Origin of the sequence: Solitalea lacus (genome assembly GCF_022014595.1) — a bacterium.
Lineage (GTDB): Bacteria > Bacteroidota > Bacteroidia > Sphingobacteriales > Sphingobacteriaceae > Solitalea > Solitalea lacus.
Genome location: NZ_CP091740.1, coordinates 2,387,939 through 2,403,988 on the forward strand (window position 1 = coordinate 2,387,939; position 16,050 = coordinate 2,403,988).

Below are 16,050 nucleotides of genomic sequence, written 5' to 3' on the forward strand. Positions count from 1 at the left end.
CAAAGTTAGAATTGTATCTTTCAAAATTACATCTCCTAAGGGTTTCTTGAAAAAACAATGAAATCAGTTATTGGCAATGGTTCCACTACTCCTTTTAACGAATCAATAATTTGTCCTCGGTGATAGCTGCTATGATTAATTAAGTGGGTAAGAATATCTATCATAGGCGTGTTAAATTCTTCACCTTTTGAGTTTTTATATTGAAAAGAAACATCCAAGTCATTTTCTCCGATTGTTAAAAAGAAGTGACTCCAATCGTTATTGTTTTGGTTATATAGTTTTTCGCATTGCTGCAAACTAAATAGCTCCCAAAACTTATTTGTGGTTTCTTTTTTAATAATTCTGTTTAACCACTCACGTTGGGCAATAAGCAAATGACCGAAGAGAAGCAATGTGCGTTCAGGAGGATTTTTACATGTTTTTAACGTTGAGATGATTCTTCCGTTTGCCCATTTTTCATATTCATATAACCTGTGGAAATAGGATTTCATATAGATATTAAAAGATTATTAGCTTAAATATAATCATCAGAAAGATAAAAATAAACTAATTGTCAATGGAAAGTAGCAATGTACCAATAGTGGAAAATAAGGATGTACCACTGTTTTTAACAGATCGGAAAACAAGGATGTACGATCTGCACCAAATATAAGAGGCTATTCTGAAGTTTCAAAGATTGATTTTCTGTTCTGCATGCGGTAGCTCTGGCCTCCGAGCTGGATGATCTCACAACGGTAAAGTAAGCGGTCCAAGAGTGCTGTAGTGATCACTTCATCACCCAATACTTCCACCCATTGTTTAGGCGATTTATTGGTGGTAATCACAAAAGATGTCTTTTCATGCAGAGCATTTATGAAGTGGAAGAAAGCGTTCGCTTCGACTTTGGTTTCGGAAATGATCATGATGTCATCAATCACAATGAGCTGCGCTTTTGATAACCGCCTGTACTCTGCTTTAGCCAGGGTGGAGATGTCTTTATTCCTTAACATGGTCATGAGCTGTTCCATCGTTCTGAAATAAGCCCGGTACCCATTTTTAAGGGCATGATGACATAATCCGGCCGAGAGAAAAGTTTTCCCGGTTCCACTTGGCCCCATTAGGATGATGTTATAGTTTTGATCCAGCCAGCTCAGTTCTTTGAGCTGCTCCAGGCGCACTTTAGGTAAGCTTTCAGCTGACGTACTGTCATAAAGTTCGAGTTGATGGCGGGAAGGCAATTTCGCTGCTTTTTCCCTTCGTTCCATATCGCGCAGCTTTCTGTTATCTAGTTCCAACTCAAGCAGCTTCCTGGCAAATTCCAGGTAGCTGATTCCCTCGACAGCGGCACGGTCTGCCAGCTGTTCTACGCCCGGAGTTACTGCGCCCAGGCGCAGTAACTGACATTGTTTTTTAATGGTTTCTATCGTATTCATTGCTTATTAGGGTTTATTGTTAAAAAGGGATTCATACAGGTTGATGTCGCTGGAAGCTGGCCTGGTTTCTGCTTTTTGCAAATGGGATGGATCCAACAGCTTGATGATCGCTTGTGGTGCAGCCATGTCCGCAGAAGACTTAGCATGTTTTTTTAGTACCTGTTTAAACGTGCCGGCATCAAAAAATGCATTACCCATGCATTCTTCTATGGCTGATTCTATAGTTGCCGGATTGGTTTCTCTTACCGCATCACGAATCGATAAAAGCTGATCACGGACGTACCGCGGCTTGAGTTCTTTTACTTTTAACAGGTAGCGCTCCGCTTTATCTGTATCTGGAAACAGTGCCGCAGTTTGGATGATTAGCTCACTAATTTTACCCGACTTGTCCCGCTTATGATCTGTATTTATAATCAGGTTGCCTTTGTTAAACGGCACCTTATGCCTGCAAAGCAGCTCTTCATTCGGACTGTAAACCTGTAGCATATCATCATCCAGACGAAGCTTCACATAATTTGCCTTTTTGCCAGTATAGGTTCCCAAGGGAAGTGAATAGGTATTCCCACAATAATTGAAGGTGTTGTTTTTCAGTACACTGCTCATCAGCCAGTCCGGCAGCAGGCTTACAGGTGCCCAGCTGGAAAGATGCGGTTTTTCGATCTGCCATTCCTTTTCCGGGACTTTTCCTGTGGCACCATGAACCATTGCATTGCCGGTCCGCGCCAGCCAGGATATGGCCTGTAACTGCAGGGTTTGGATATCATGGTAAACTCTGCCATACAGAAAGTTCTTTTTGATATAGCCGATAACATTCTCAATCTTCCCCTTGCTTTCAGGATCACTTTTCCGGCAAAAATACAACCGGTAATCCCGCTCCGTTACATAGGTCTTAAACTCCCTGGTCAAAAGCAGGTTCCCCAGGTTTTCATCGACTAGAAACAACCGGTCCTGATCATAAACCAGTTCCAGGGGAATACCCTCAAAGAATTTGAAAGCGGCTTCATGGGCCTCTACTGCTGTTTTGGTGGTAAAGGAACGGTCGGAAAAGTAAACAAACTTGTATCGGCTGCGCGATAGCACCATACTGAAGAAATACACTTTTTTTCTGCCCTGGTCGCACCTGAGGGTATACTGACCAAAATCAACCTGGCCTTGAGCCCCATAAGGTAGTTCTTCAACAGGAAAATAATCCCTGAGTTTAGGCTCCTGTAGAATGTGGTATTTTTGCCGTACCCAAATCACGAAGTTATATACGGTGCGAGAGCCAGTCTGGGGGAAATCAGGGTGGTGTTCTTTTAACCAGTCATGCAGTTGAGCGGCACTGGCAGAGGGAACCTGCAGCAGTTTCTCCTTTACAAAGGATTCATAGGGTGTTAGCAGCTTACGACGCTCCTCCTTCTGGCACAGGAAGGCCTCGTACTCCTGTTCGTTCATTTCTGCATATTTCCTGATCGTCCTGCGGTCCAGGCCGGTGAAGGTAGAAATCTGCCTGAGGGAAGATCCCTCGATTAGCATTTTGTGAATTTGGTGATACATGATCCAGTTAGTAATGGTTTTTTTATCCATCTTTGGTCAGCTAAATTGTTGTTAAACCTGACCGTAATTTGGCACTTTTTCAATGCGGGGCATGCCCCGCATTGAAAATTGATCATACATCCTTATTTTCCGAATTCACGGAAATGGTACATTCTTATTTTCCTTTTTGGTGCATTGCTATTTTCCGAAACTGGTACATTGTTATTTTCCGATTACACTAATTCCGCTTCGGAAATGCTTTATGTACCTTCATGGATATTATTTAAATATTAAAGGGCTATTCTGCATCAAATCTATTTATAAGTAAAAAAAATGTTTACACGATGGTACTATGAAGGATCTTATTCGTTTTATGGTCGGTTTATCGGTGTTAAAATTGCATTGATTTATGTCAAAATAGCATAATTTATTTGTGAAGAAATATTGTCATCTTACGAGTCGCTTTGTTTAGAGATAAACCGAAAACGAAAAATTTATTTATAAACCAATTTATTTAGGATCCCAAAAACTGTATTCAATTCATGAAAACACTCGAAACTAAGGATTACATTGTATTTCTTGTTTACTTCCTTATCATTGCCACTTATGGCTTCTGGGTTTACCGTCGGAAAAAAACAGAAAACGCAAGCTCAAAAGATTATTTTCTGGCCGAAGGCTCATTAACCTGGTGGGCTATTGGAGCCTCATTAATAGCTTCCAATATCTCTGCCGAACAATTTATCGGCATGAGTGGTTCAGGCTTTAAATTAGGCTTAGCTATTGCCACTTATGAATGGATGGCCGCTGTTACTTTGATAGTAGTAGCAGTGTTTTTTATTCCCGTGTATCTTAAGAATAAGATTTACACCATGCCACAATTCCTCAATCAGCGATATAATTCTACTGTGAGTATGATTATGGCGGTGTTTTGGTTATTGCTATATGTTGTTGTTAATCTTACGTCAATCCTGTATTTAGGAGCATTGGCTATTAATAGCATCTCTGGTATTAATCTTAATATCTGTATGATTGCTTTGGCTGTATTTGCTGTGATTATTACGCTGGGAGGGATGAAAGTTATTGGATATACCGATGTGATTCAGGTTTTCTTTCTCATTTTAGGAGGTTTGGCAACCACTTACCTGGCGTTAAACATGGTTGCAGAACATTATGGTTCTACAGGCATTATGAGCGGCTTTAGTAAGTTGACCCAAAATGCTGGGGAACACTTCCATATGATCTTTAAAAAGGATAATCCTAATTACATGGATTTACCAGGGCTTTCTGTATTAATTGGTGGTATGATTATCGTTAACCTTAACTATTGGGGATGTAATCAGTACATTACTCAAAGAGCGTTAGGTGCGGATTTAAAAACTGCTCGAAGCGGAATTTTATTTGCCGCCTTTTTAAAAATGTTAATGCCTATTATTGTTGTGCTTCCTGGTATTGCTGCCTATTTGTTGTACAAAGAAGGTGGTTTCCAAGCTGAGATGTTGCAGAATGGAGAGGTTAATCCTGATAGAGCATATCCTGTGCTTTTAAATTTACTTCCTGCAGGATTAAAGGGTTTGTCGTTTGCGGCTTTAACAGCAGCTGTTGTAGCTTCTCTTGCGGGTAAGGCTAATAGTATCGCTACCATATTTACACTTGACATTTATAAAAAAGTTTTAAATACCGGTGCTGATGAAAAGAAACTGGTTTGGATAGGAAAATTAACCGTTATTATTGCTATGGTTCTTGCAATTATTATTGCTCCAAACTTAGGAATAGATAAAAAGGGAGGTTTCCAATACATACAAGAATATACTGGTTTCGTTTCGCCGGGAATTTTTGCAATGTTTATTCTAGGCTTTTTCTGGAAAAAGACTACTTCAAATGCTGCACTTTTCGCAACTATTGGAGGATTCATGCTTTCGGTGTTCTTTAAATTTTTACCCAATTTCGCCAACTTATCATTTTTGGAATCAATAGGATTTTCGAAAGACAATGGGAATGGCGTTTATGAAATTCCATTTTTAGATCGAATGGGATTTGTATTCATAATTTGTGTTATAGTGATGTATGTTATAAGTGTTATTGAGAATAAAAAGAAGACTGCTGAAGAGGAATGGGCTGAAGATGCTGAACTAGCGTCTTACGGTAATGGAGATACCGTTGCAGTGGCTGCTGATAAAAAATTAAAGAAGTCACAAGGATTGGAAGTTGATACGAGTATGTTTAAAACTACTCCTGGTTTTGCTGTTGGGGCTTTAATTATTTGTGGCTTATTGGTAGCATTGTACACCTTGTTCTGGTAAACATGATCGTGATGATCCTAAACTAATAGGAATTGCAAACTGCCCGATAAATAAAGATTATCGGGCAGTTTTATTTTTTATAATAGCCTATTGTATACCAAAATTACTTGTTTTATTTCCTTATTTTCTTTTTAAATTATTAATATCTAACTTAAATCTTTAGTAAAAAATAGTTAGTGCTAATTAATAACATTCTACAAACACAGTAATTATTTTATGAAAATTTCCAGAAGTATTATTTGGCTGCTAGTGCCCGCACTATTATGCAGCGTTGAACTTTCTGCCCAAAAGAAAAAAGACAACAAAGGTGTTCCAGTCGTTGATTCAGTAAAAAAAGCTCAACCTAAAGTTGGTATTACTGAAAAGATCAAAGGAAGTATTAAAAACGAAGGTCTATTTACGATCTATCAGGATTCCACCAAAGGTACTGTTCAATTGTATATTAAAAAAGATCAATTGGGTAAAGAGTATATTTATCAGAGTTTCTCTATGGGAGGCCCAACCTCTTTGTTCCTTAACCGAAACATGATTCGTGCCACTTGGGTATTTAAGGTTCAGAAAGCCTTTGATAAATTGGAATTTGCTCAGGTTAATACAAATTTTTGGTATGATCCGCAAAACCCGGTAAGTAAAGCAGCGAACGTTGACGTAGCTGAGTCTATTTTCTATTCAGATAAAATTGTAGCAGAAGATGCAGGCGGTTATTTGGTAGCTGTTGACGGGTTGTTCTTAAGTGATAAGCTTGATCAAGTTAAACCAATATTACCTCCATCCATTCCTCAAGGTTTAATTTTCAACTTGGGTAGTTTGAATCCATCAAAATCGAAGTACACAAAGATTCGTTCATATCCTAACAATACTGATGTAGTGGTTGATTTGGCCTATGATAATCCAATGCCATTAAATGATGGAGGAAGAGATATTACGGATGCGCGATATACTCGTGTAAGTATGCAGCATAGTTTCCTTGAAATTCCTAAGAATGATTATCGTCCACGTTTTGATGATCCTCGCATTGGATATTTTACTCAAGAAGTTGATAATCTTACAACCATTAAAGTAGCTGATTATAAAGATGTAATCAATCGCTGGCATTTAGTGAAGAAAGATCCGTCGGCAGTAATGAGTGAGCCCGTGGAGCCAATTGTTTGGTGGGTTGAAAATACAACGCCAGTTGAATATCGTCAGACCATTGTAGAAGCAGGATTAAAATGGAATGAAGCGTTTGAAAAAGCTGGTTTTAAAAATGCTGTAGTCATGAAAATTATGCCTGATACAGCAACTTGGGACCCAGCAGATATACGTTACAATGTTATCAGATGGGTTTCTTCGGCTTATCCTCAATATGGTGCTATCGGCCCAAGCTTTGTAAATCCTAAAACTGGTCAAATTTTGGGAGCAGATATTACTGTTGAATGGCGTTCAGGAAGTATGACTCCTGTATATGAGGATTTGTTTAATTCAGATGCATTTACTGGGCAAACAGAACAATCAACAACTAATATAAAGGGCTGCGGTAAACACTGTTCAATGGCACATGAGCTGAAAGCGCAATTTGGCGCCGGTATTAGCATGGCTGAAATGCTTGGTGCTGGTGAAAGTGATATCAAAGAAATGCATAAGCAATTTTTATATTACTTAATTATGCACGAAATGGGTCATACCATGGGACTAAACCACAATATGAAGGCAAGTACTATGTTAAGCCCTTCAGAAGTGAATAACACAGAAATCACTCGCAAAATAGGGTTACAAGGTTCTGTAATGGATTATCCTGCAATTAACATTGCAAATGATCGCAGTAAACAGGGTGATTATTATACAACAAAAGCCGGTCCTTATGATATTTGGGCAATACAATTTGGTTATACTCAATTTACTCCGTTTGAAGAAACTGCAGGCTTAAACAAGATCTTAAGCAGAAGTACAGATCCGCAGTTAACATTTGGTAACGATGCTGATGATATGCGATCTCCTGGTAATGGTATCGATCCACGAGTGATGATCAATGATATGAGTAGTGATATGATCACCTATGCTAAAGATCGTTTTGAATTAGTAAATACGATGATGAGTAAATTGAAAACTAAGTATAGTAAATCAGGACAATCATACGCCGAACTACGTAGTCGTTATGGGTTACTAGTTAACCAACGCTTTGGAATGGCTGCTTCATTAAGCCGTTATATTGGTGGGGTGTATGTTGATAGAAGTTTTGTGGGGCAGTCAACTTCAAATAAGCCATTTACTGTTGTTCCAAAAGAAAAGCAGAAAAAGGCAATGGAGGTATTGAGTACTTATGTATTTGCGCCAAATGCCTATACTGCGGATAGCTACTTGTTTCCTTACATGCAGATGCAACGTCGAGGTTTTAATTTCTTCGGAAACACAGAAGATTATAAACCACAAAATACAGCATTGGCGATGCATCAATCTGTATTATACCAATTTATGCACCCAACTACTTTATCGCGTATCAATAATTCTGGCTTATATGGAAACAGTTATTCAGTGGCTGAAGTAATGAATGATTTAACTAAAGCAATTTTCAGTGCTGATATGGGTGGTTCTGTAAATTTATATCGCCAAAACTTGCAAACTGAGTTTGTTAAAGGATTGGCCGGTATTGCCAGTGCCCCAATGGGTTATGATAATGCTTCAAAAGCTGCTGCCTATAGCACTTTAAAGAAAATTAAGACTGCATTGGCGGGTGCCGTCTCACCTGATGAGCAAACCAAAGCTCATCGAGCATACTTAAACTTTATGATTGATAAAGCCGTAGCTGTAAAATAATTCGGGAGGCTAAATAAATAATAAACCCCAATCGGATTTATCGATTGGGGTTTATTATTTAAATTATAACAATTTAGAACTTAAATAATCCGTGAAACTCTTTTTCAATATTATTGATGATTAAGCCTAAATCTTCAGGATTACCGGTGAAATCAACCTTATCTTTATCAATAATCATCAATTTTCCTTCGGTATAGTTGCCAATCCATCTTTCGTATTTTTCGTTAAGTTTACTCAAATAATCCAAACGAATACCGGCTTCATACTGGCGGCCACGCTGCTGAATATTACTCACCAATGTAGGGACCGAAGCACGCAAGTAAATCAATAAATCAGGTGCCTTGATAAACTGTTTAATTGAGTCAAAGATTGATAAGTAGTTTTGAAAATCCCGAGAAGTCATCAGACTCATATCATGCAAATTGTCCGCAAAAATGTATGCATCCTCATAAATCGTACGGTCCTGGACTACAAAACGTTTATTGCGTTCAATTTCAAGAACTTGAATAAAGCGACTGTTAAGAAAATAGATTTGAAGGTTGAACGACCAACGTTTCATGTCGTTATAAAAATCTTCTAAATAGGGATTGTCATCTACCGTTTCAAACAAGGCTTCACAATTGTAATGTTTAGCTAGTAGTTCTGTCAATGTGGTTTTTCCTGCCCCAATATTTCCAACAATTGCTATGTGCATAGGTAATGATTTAGAATCGTTTAATACCAATAAGCTCTCTTACATCTTGAATAGTTTTTTGTGCGCTTTCACGAGCCTTTGCTGCTCCATGACGGGCGACCTGGCGTAAATAGGTTTCATTTGCTGCAATGTCCTCAATTTTTTCACGCACAGGAGTAAGGAAAGTGATCATGTCTTCCGCTAATTGTTTTTTTAGGTCTCCATAGCGGATAGAGCAATTTTTCCAAGAATCGTCAAAATGTTTGATTGTATCTTTGGTTGAAACCAATTTCATCAAATCAAACAGGTTTTGAATATAATCAGGTTTTTTTGAATTTGGTTCAGCCGGTCCATTATCGGTTAATGCGCGCATTACTTTTTTACGAATCACTTCTGGTTTGTCTGCAAGGAAAATAGCGTTGCCTTCACCTTCAGATTTACCCATTTTTCCTTTACCATCAAGTCCTGGAACTTTAACTAGTTTTGATCCAAAATTGAAAGCAAAAGCTTCTGGGAAATATTCAGTTCCATACATCGTATTAAAGCGATTACCAAATGTACGGGTCATTTCTAAGTGTTGTTCTTGGTCTTTACCTACCGGGACTTTAGTTGCACGGTGCAATAAAATATCGGCTGCCATTAAGGTAGGGTAGGTTAACAAGCCGGCATTAACGTTATTTGGATTTGCTCGTACTTTATCTTTAAATGAAGTTGCTCGTTGTAATTCGCCAAGGTACGCATTCATGTTTAGCAGTAAATATAATTCCGTAACCTCAGGAACATCTGATTGAATATAGATAGTACTTTTTTCAGGATCGATACCTGCCGCTAAATACTCAACCAAAACCTGACGAACACTAGCATGTAGGTTTGCCGGATTGGGGTGAGTTGTTAATGAATGATAATCAGCTATAAAAAAGAAGCAATTGTACTCGTTCTGCATCTGAACGAAGTTTTTCACAGCTCCAAAATAATTTCCTAAATGTAAATTTCCGGTAGAACGAATACCACTTACTACTGTTTCCATTGCACGAAAGTAAAAAAAGTGTTTGAAAAATAAAGTTGCCTGACATTGAATTATCAGGAAATGAAGATTGTTTAGATACTATTTAACAGAACGGGTATAAAAATTATCACAACTATCCGAAAGTCCAAAATTAAAAAAGGCGAAAAAAGTCCAAATTTGAGGTGACCAAACTTCAAAAGATGAGCCTTTTTCGCCGCACCAAAAATAATGATAAACCTTTAATCCGCCAGATAATTGATTTAATTCCTCGTTATCTACTGAATCAATCCATTAAGAAATATCATAGTGATAAATACTGCCATAAATACAAGACTTACGACCATTTAGTCGCGCTTTTGTTCGGACAGCTGTGTAAATGCAGCACTTTGGAGGATATTTCGGTGGGCATCGGAGTATCCGAAACCTTCATTAAAGACCTCGGATTGCAGCAAAGCCCCGCCAAAAGCACCATGAGCGATGGAAATAAAAAACGCAACTGGCAAGTGTTTGACCATCTTTATACGGCCCTGTTGAAGCATTACGGCAGCAGCCTGAGTAAATACTCCAATCAGCAAATTGTGGAGGAAGTCAAAGACAAAACCCTGTTGATTCGAGATAGCAGCACGATTAGCGTTTGTTTAAGCATGTTTGACTGGGCAAAGTTTCGGACAGCTAAAGGAGGTCTTAAAATCCACACCCAATGGGATGAAAGCATGATGTTGCCCAACCTGGTCAACATCAGCCAGGCCCAAACGCATGACAGCAAAGGTTTCGAACAAACTATCTTTCCAAAGGATACCATCATCCTGGAAGACAAGGGCTATTGGGATTATGAGGTAATCCTGGCCAGCATAAAAGCTCAAAACACCTTTGTCACCCGCATAAAGGACAATACGGTATATGAAGTGATCGAAGAACTGGAGCTGCCTGAGCAGGAAGACCAACACATACTAAAGGACGAATTGATTCATTTAACCGGCACGAAAGCAAAAGCCAACAGGCTATCGCTAGAGATTCTGCGAAGAGTGGTGGTGTTTGATCAGGAAAACAATCTGCAGCTGGAAATCATCACCAATAATACTACCTGGAAGGCTGCCACCATTGCCGCCCTTTACAAACGCCGCTGGGATATTGAAATATTTTTCAAACAACTCAAACAAAACCTGAATGTTAAAACATTCATCGGCACGAGTGAAAACGCCGTTAAATCGCAAATCTTTGTAGCCCTGATCACCTACCTGCTGTTGGAACTGCTCAGAAGAGTGAAAGCCAAAGGCAGAACCGCCTTTTCCAACTTTGTAGAGAAAATCCGTATCTGCCTGTGCTATTACCTGACCCTTGATTATGTGATTGAACGAATACAGCCCCTCGTCCGAAGTATCCGTCCGGTACAGGCTACCATGAAAAATGAACGGGAGCATACGCTTTTTGCCACCTGATTCCCTACTTGTTTTCTGCCGTTTTCATAGCAAAACCCCTGTATTCATTCGCTAAGCCCTTAAATTTAGACGAAATGGAAAAAGTTCGGATGAGTGTGAAAAATTATAACTAAAACCAGGTATAAATAATGAGGATTTAGCTTGAAAACGTATGCAAGTAAAAATTGAGCAAAAGGTTTACACCTAAAGAGCAAAACTATAAATTTGAACCGTGATAACATTTTTAAGAAAACTGCATCTTTACTATTATTTTTTGCTTACAGCTATCGTGTTTTATTTGTTTTATCCTTTTTTTTATTACACATCACGAAAGCCGGACCGTTATCAAGCATTGAATTTTTTTAGAAAGATTAATGCGGCATTACCTCTGTTGCTATCAGGTATCTTTTGGCGAATCAAATCTGACACTCCAATAAAAAAAGATGCCGTTTATATTTTTTGTCCTAATCATACCTCTTTTTTAGACATACCTATTTTATTGTTGATAGGTAAAGGAAATCATCATTTTATTGGGAAAGCAGAGCTAAAAGAAAATCCTGTTTTTAAGATATTCTTTGAAACAATAGATATCACAGTTAAAAGGGAAAGTAAGTTGTCGTCATACCGGGCCTTCAAAAAAGCTGCTGAAAATATTAAAAGGGGCATGAGTCTGATAATTTTTCCAGAAGGTGGAATACTTGATCGTTATCCTCCTCAATTACATCATTTTAAAAGTGGAGCATTTAGATTGGCAATAGAACAACAAGCACCCATCATTCCTGTAACAATTGCAAATGCATGGCAAGTATTCTTTGATGATGGGAAATTATTTGGTTCTCGTCCGGGGGTAATTGATATATTTGTACATCAGCCAATTGAAACTGTTGGATTGAAGCCTGAGGAGGATGAATTATTAAAAAACAAAGTTCATCATTTAATAAATAACAAATTAAGCGAATATGAAGATCGACAGAAGCGTAGTAGAAAAGATAGCTCACTTAGCCCGGCTAGACGTTGAAAACGTGGATGAAAGTGTTGCCGATATGAATAAGATTTTGACGTTTATGGAGAAATTGAATGAGTTAGACACTTCAAATGTTGAACCTCTTGTTTATTTGACTGATGATGTAAACGCTTTCCGTCAGGATATAATCAAACAAGAAATTACACATGAGGAGGCTTTAAAGAATGCCCCAAATGCTGATGAAGATTATTTTAAAGTGGCTAAAGTTATTGAGCAATAAACTAAAGTTTGAAATTTAAAGAGACATTCTGGCTAATTGTAATTTTATTCATACAAATATCCAAAGCATTACTTTTAGTTTAGATTTGATATTGAACAGCTAAGAAAAATATGTCGGCCCTAATTTCAATTTCAGATATTGGAAAAAAATATGTTATCGGTTCAGAAGTAATTCATGCTTTGAACTCAGTAACGATGACCATTAATAAAGGCGAATTTGTAGCTTTAATGGGGCCATCTGGTTCAGGAAAGTCAACACTTATGAATATCCTGGGTTGCTTGGATACACCATCAAAAGGCCAATATGTTTTGAATGGAACAGACGTTAGTCGCATGACGGATGATGAACTGGCAGAAGTACGGAATAAGGAAATTGGTTTTGTCTTTCAAACTTTTAACCTTTTACCTCGCTCTTCTTCTTTAGATAACGTTGCATTACCTCTTGTATATGCGGGAGTAAAAAAAGAAGAGCGTATAGCTCGTGCTCAAAAAGCTTTGGAAGATGTTGGATTGGGGAATCGTGTTAGTCATAAACCCAATGAACTTTCAGGAGGTCAACGTCAACGCGTAGCTGTGGCTAGAGCGTTGGTGAATAATCCGTCTATTATCCTTGCAGATGAGCCAACAGGAAACCTCGATACCAAAACTTCGATTGAAATTATGGGACTTATGGAGGAAATTCACAAAAAGGGGAATACCATTATTCTGGTTACACACGAGGAGGATATTGCTAAGCATGCTCATCGAATTATTCGTTTACGTGATGGCTTAATTGAAGATGATTATTTAAATACCAATATCAGAAGTGCGTTGAAGGAAGCTACTGAAATGATTCAGGAATAAACTTTATTACATTTTTTTTATATTTTGGTTAGGTTTGAGTTTACCTCTAAATGTAAAATCAGACCTAATTTTATTTATAAAGTGTGAGTTATGAAAATATATACTAAAACCGGAGATAAGGGTACAACAGCATTAATTGGCGGAACCCGTGTTGCAAAACATCATTTGAGAATTGATTCTTATGGAACGGTTGATGAATTGAATTCATACATAGGGCTAATTAGGGATCAACAGATAAGCGAAGCTTATAAATCGATATTAAAGGAGATTCAGGATCGGTTATTTACAGTAGGTGCTTCCCTGGCTTCGGATCCGAATAAGTCAAAAATGATAATTCCTGATTTACATGAATCAGATATTACGTTACTTGAGAAGGAAATGGATGAAATGAATAGTCAATTGCCAGAATTAAGACATTTTGTGCTTCCTGGCGGCCATACCACTGTTTCTTTTTGCCATTTGGCACGTACTGTTTGTCGTAGAGCTGAGCGCTTAGTAGTTGAGTTAGCTGAAGATGGTACAGTAAATGAGTTGGTAATCAAGTATCTAAATCGATTATCAGATTATTTGTTTGTGTTAGCTAGAAAGCTGGCAAAAGATTTGAAGGCTGATGAGTATATTTGGATACCTAGAGTTTAAATTGATGGGGAATAATTAAAATTTTCTCCTAATAATTTAATTGTTATAAAAAAAACTTTTTTATCCGAATAATCGTTTTTATTTTATATTCGCAAAAAATTAGAAAAATTTCTGTTAAACCATATTAAAATCTATTGCCTATGTACTGGACACTAGAATTAGCTTCGCACCTGGAAGATGCACCATGGCCTGCAACCAAAGATGAACTGATTGATTATGCTATCCGTTCAGGAGCACCTGTTGAGGTAATTGAAAATTTACAGGCACTGGAAGATGACGGCGAACCTTATGAAACTATTGAGGAAGTTTGGCCTGATTATCCAACCAAAGACGACTTCTTGTTTAACGAAGACGAATACTAAAAATAAAATCCCTGCCTAATAACTGAGCAGGGATTTTTTTTCAAGCTGCCTGATAGGCTAATATTATATATTGGGATTATTCTTTGCATTAACTCCCTATGTTTTGTTATGAGTTATACACCTCCACAAATTGATTTCTACGCTTCAAACACTAATTTCGACAAGCTATATCCACCTAAAATGCAGCAGCTTTCAGGTAAGCATTTTACCCCAATGGCAGTAGCCGTTAAAGCAGCAACTTATTTAGTTGAAGGATCAGGAGTGAAAATATTGGATATTGGGTCTGGTGTGGGTAAATTTTGTTTAATTGCCGCTAATCGATTTCCTGAAATTCAATTTTACGGTGTTGAAAACAGAAAGGATTTAATAGATTATGCGGAGGAAGCAAAAGAAACGCTGATGGTAAAAAACGCTCATTTCATACTTAGTGATTTTGCCAAAATCAATTTCTCTAATTTCGACCATTTCTACTTTTATAATTCGTTTTTTGAAAATTTGGTTGAAGATGAAGATCATCTTTTTGAGGGTTCATTAGGATTATCAGGTGCTTTATATGAACGTTATACCAATGTATTGCATACAATTTTTAAGAATAGACCATTAGGTACAAAAATTGTCACTTATCAAAGTTCACATCATGAAATTCCTTCAAATTATCAACTAGTTGAATCTCATTTCAATTCCAAGCTTAATTTTTGGGTAAAAGGGTAGTCTATTGATAGCTGATTTCTATATTATTTTGTGTAGGATGTCCTACGCAAAGTAATACTTTTCCCTTGGCTACTTCTTCATCTGTCAAAACTTCATTATAATCCATTTTTACAATACCATTTGTGCAATTAGCCATGCATGTACTACACATGCCTGCTCTACAGCTATAGGGTAAATCTAAATGGTTTGCTAGTGCGACATCTAATATAGTTTTGTTGTAGGGAATGCTTAGTACATATTGTTGGGCTCTAAACTGCAATTTAACCGTATAGGTATTAATGTCTTTAGGAGTGTTTTCACTTTCATCATCATCATCACCTTCTTCGTTAGTTATAAAAAAGGTTTCGCGTTTAATTTGCGATTTATCAAAACCCATTCCCAATAAGGTTAGTCGACATATATCCATATAGCTCATTGGACCGCAAGTATAAAATAAGGCTTTAGCACGTTCATATTCTAAATGTTTTTGAACCAGTTCTTGAATAAGTTGTTTATTTAATCTTGCGCTTAGGAGATTTTGTGATTGACTAAATAGGTTCAGGATTGTTAAACGATTGGGATATTTCTCACCCCATTTTATCAATTCATCATGAAATAATGCTAATTGATAATGTTTGTTGCTGTAAATTAATACAACTTTTGACTTATTTTCGGCAACCAATGCTGTTTTAAGAATTGAAAAAAGTGGTGTAATACCAACGCCTGCTGCAAATAAAAATAGGGTTCGTTCTCTATTGTTCTCCGGCTGATAAATAAACTGTCCACCAGGGGCAAGAGTTGTGATGAAATCTCCAGTTTTGATCCTATTATAAACCCACCTCGAAAGCTCACCGTTTTCTATCCTTTTAATCACAATTTTTAAAGGTTCATCAATAAATGGTGAACTGCAAATTGAATAGGAACGTCTGATTTCTCGATTATGCTCCATCCTAATTATTGAAAGAAACTGTCCGGATTTGTAATCAGGTATTTTACCTGAAATAGGGGTTAAGGTTAGTTCTACTGCTTCTGCTTCATGTCTTTTTATATCAGAAATCCTAAACTTTAATTTTGTCATACTATTCAATTTGCTCCTTAACTTTAGCTATTAAATTAACGTTCTTCTTTTTAAAAACATATTTTAAAAACTACTGTT

The 16,050-nt window shown here is 37.4% G+C and carries 15 protein-coding genes; 9 read left to right on the forward strand and 6 right to left on the reverse strand.

The features are described 5' to 3' along the window. Positions 1-35: 35 nt before the first annotated feature. From L2B55_RS10130 to istA, 3 genes are all read right to left on the reverse strand, one after another. Positions 36-491: a DinB family protein gene (locus L2B55_RS10130; RefSeq protein WP_237844710.1), complete on the reverse strand. Its 456-nt coding sequence runs from the start codon at positions 489-491 to the stop codon at positions 36-38. A gap of 165 nt (positions 492-656) precedes the next feature. Further along, positions 657-1,412, reverse strand: a complete 756-nt coding sequence (istB, locus tag L2B55_RS10135; protein WP_237844452.1) for an IS21-like element helper ATPase IstB — start codon at positions 1,410-1,412, stop codon at positions 657-659. A 6-nt stretch (positions 1,413-1,418) separates the two neighbouring features. Next, positions 1,419-2,927: an IS21 family transposase gene (gene istA / locus L2B55_RS10140; protein WP_237844450.1), complete on the reverse strand. Its 1,509-nt coding sequence runs from the start codon at positions 2,925-2,927 to the stop codon at positions 1,419-1,421. Positions 2,928-3,469: 542 nt separating this feature from the next. Between istA and L2B55_RS10145 the strand changes: the two genes are divergently transcribed. Beyond that, positions 3,470-5,227 (forward strand): sodium/sugar symporter, encoded by a 1,758-nt coding sequence (locus tag L2B55_RS10145; RefSeq protein WP_237844712.1) that lies wholly within the window; start codon positions 3,470-3,472, stop codon positions 5,225-5,227. A gap of 216 nt (positions 5,228-5,443) precedes the next feature. After that, the gene (locus tag L2B55_RS10150) at positions 5,444-8,020 is read left to right on the forward strand and encodes a zinc-dependent metalloprotease (RefSeq protein WP_237844715.1); all 2,577 of its coding nucleotides are present in this window, start codon (positions 5,444-5,446) and stop codon (positions 8,018-8,020) included. Positions 8,021-8,093: 73 nt separating this feature from the next. On the opposite strand, the gene L2B55_RS10155 is transcribed toward L2B55_RS10150, so the two are convergent. Beyond that, on the reverse strand, positions 8,094-8,714 hold the full coding sequence (locus tag L2B55_RS10155) for a deoxynucleoside kinase (protein ID WP_237844718.1): 621 nt from the start codon (positions 8,712-8,714) through the stop codon (positions 8,094-8,096). 10 nt (positions 8,715-8,724) lie between these two features. Beyond that, a complete protein-coding gene (gene trpS, locus L2B55_RS10160; protein ID WP_237844720.1) occupies positions 8,725-9,720 on the reverse strand; it encodes a tryptophan--tRNA ligase in 996 nt (331 codons plus the stop codon). Positions 9,721-9,899: 179 nt separating this feature from the next. Between trpS and L2B55_RS10165 the strand changes: the two genes are divergently transcribed. The 7 genes from L2B55_RS10165 to L2B55_RS10195 all read left to right on the forward strand — a co-directional run bounded on the left by L2B55_RS10165 (position 9,900) and on the right by L2B55_RS10195 (position 14,915). Then, entirely contained in the window at positions 9,900-11,138 is a 1,239-nt protein-coding gene (locus L2B55_RS10165; protein ID WP_338092180.1) for an IS4 family transposase, read from the forward strand. Between the two features lie 253 nt (positions 11,139-11,391). After that, positions 11,392-12,135, forward strand: coding sequence for a lysophospholipid acyltransferase family protein (locus L2B55_RS10170; protein ID WP_237844722.1), 744 nt, complete (start codon positions 11,392-11,394; stop codon positions 12,133-12,135). After that, the gene (gene gatC, locus L2B55_RS10175) at positions 12,077-12,361 is read left to right on the forward strand and encodes an Asp-tRNA(Asn)/Glu-tRNA(Gln) amidotransferase subunit GatC (RefSeq protein WP_237844728.1); all 285 of its coding nucleotides are present in this window, start codon (positions 12,077-12,079) and stop codon (positions 12,359-12,361) included. Before L2B55_RS10170 ends, gatC begins: the two co-directional genes overlap by 59 nt. 110 nt (positions 12,362-12,471) lie before the next feature. Next, positions 12,472-13,203: an ABC transporter ATP-binding protein gene (locus L2B55_RS10180; RefSeq protein WP_237844740.1), complete on the forward strand. Its 732-nt coding sequence runs from the start codon at positions 12,472-12,474 to the stop codon at positions 13,201-13,203. 90 nt (positions 13,204-13,293) lie between these two features. Beyond that, positions 13,294-13,842 (forward strand): cob(I)yrinic acid a,c-diamide adenosyltransferase, encoded by a 549-nt coding sequence (locus L2B55_RS10185; protein ID WP_237844748.1) that lies wholly within the window; start codon positions 13,294-13,296, stop codon positions 13,840-13,842. 140 nt (positions 13,843-13,982) lie between these two features. Continuing rightward, positions 13,983-14,204 (forward strand): DUF2795 domain-containing protein, encoded by a 222-nt coding sequence (locus L2B55_RS10190; protein ID WP_014680377.1) that lies wholly within the window; start codon positions 13,983-13,985, stop codon positions 14,202-14,204. Positions 14,205-14,312: 108 nt separating this feature from the next. Continuing rightward, complete coding sequence (locus L2B55_RS10195) at positions 14,313-14,915, forward strand: class I SAM-dependent methyltransferase (RefSeq protein WP_237844750.1); 603 nt, start codon at positions 14,313-14,315, stop codon at positions 14,913-14,915. A gap of 1 nt (position 14,916) precedes the next feature. Here the strand turns inward: L2B55_RS10195 and L2B55_RS10200 are convergent, their stop codons facing one another. Then, positions 14,917-15,972: a ferredoxin--NADP reductase gene (locus L2B55_RS10200; RefSeq protein ID WP_237844752.1), complete on the reverse strand. Its 1,056-nt coding sequence runs from the start codon at positions 15,970-15,972 to the stop codon at positions 14,917-14,919. Positions 15,973-16,050 lie beyond the last annotated feature (78 nt).

Coding starts and splice junctions, on each gene's coding strand:
- L2B55_RS10195 (WP_237844750.1), top strand. CDS start 14,313: ATGAGTTATACACCTCCACAAATTGATTTCTACGCTTCAAACACTAAT.
- istA (WP_237844450.1), bottom strand. CDS start 2,927: ATGCTAATCGAGGGATCTTCCCTCAGGCAGATTTCTACCTTCACCGGC.
- L2B55_RS10180 (WP_237844740.1), top strand. CDS start 12,472: ATGTCGGCCCTAATTTCAATTTCAGATATTGGAAAAAAATATGTTATC.
- L2B55_RS10200 (WP_237844752.1), bottom strand. CDS start 15,972: ATGACAAAATTAAAGTTTAGGATTTCTGATATAAAAAGACATGAAGCA.
- L2B55_RS10145 (WP_237844712.1), top strand. CDS start 3,470: ATGAAAACACTCGAAACTAAGGATTACATTGTATTTCTTGTTTACTTC.
- gatC (WP_237844728.1), top strand. CDS start 12,077: ATGAAGATCGACAGAAGCGTAGTAGAAAAGATAGCTCACTTAGCCCGG.
- L2B55_RS10190 (WP_014680377.1), top strand. CDS start 13,983: ATGTACTGGACACTAGAATTAGCTTCGCACCTGGAAGATGCACCATGG.
- istB (WP_237844452.1), bottom strand. CDS start 1,412: ATGAATACGATAGAAACCATTAAAAAACAATGTCAGTTACTGCGCCTG.
- L2B55_RS10130 (WP_237844710.1), bottom strand. CDS start 491: ATGAAATCCTATTTCCACAGGTTATATGAATATGAAAAATGGGCAAAC.
- L2B55_RS10185 (WP_237844748.1), top strand. CDS start 13,294: ATGAAAATATATACTAAAACCGGAGATAAGGGTACAACAGCATTAATT.
- L2B55_RS10155 (WP_237844718.1), bottom strand. CDS start 8,714: ATGCACATAGCAATTGTTGGAAATATTGGGGCAGGAAAAACCACATTG.
- L2B55_RS10150 (WP_237844715.1), top strand. CDS start 5,444: ATGAAAATTTCCAGAAGTATTATTTGGCTGCTAGTGCCCGCACTATTA.
- trpS (WP_237844720.1), bottom strand. CDS start 9,720: ATGGAAACAGTAGTAAGTGGTATTCGTTCTACCGGAAATTTACATTTA.
- L2B55_RS10165 (WP_338092180.1), top strand. CDS start 9,900: ATGAGCCTTTTTCGCCGCACCAAAAATAATGATAAACCTTTAATCCGC.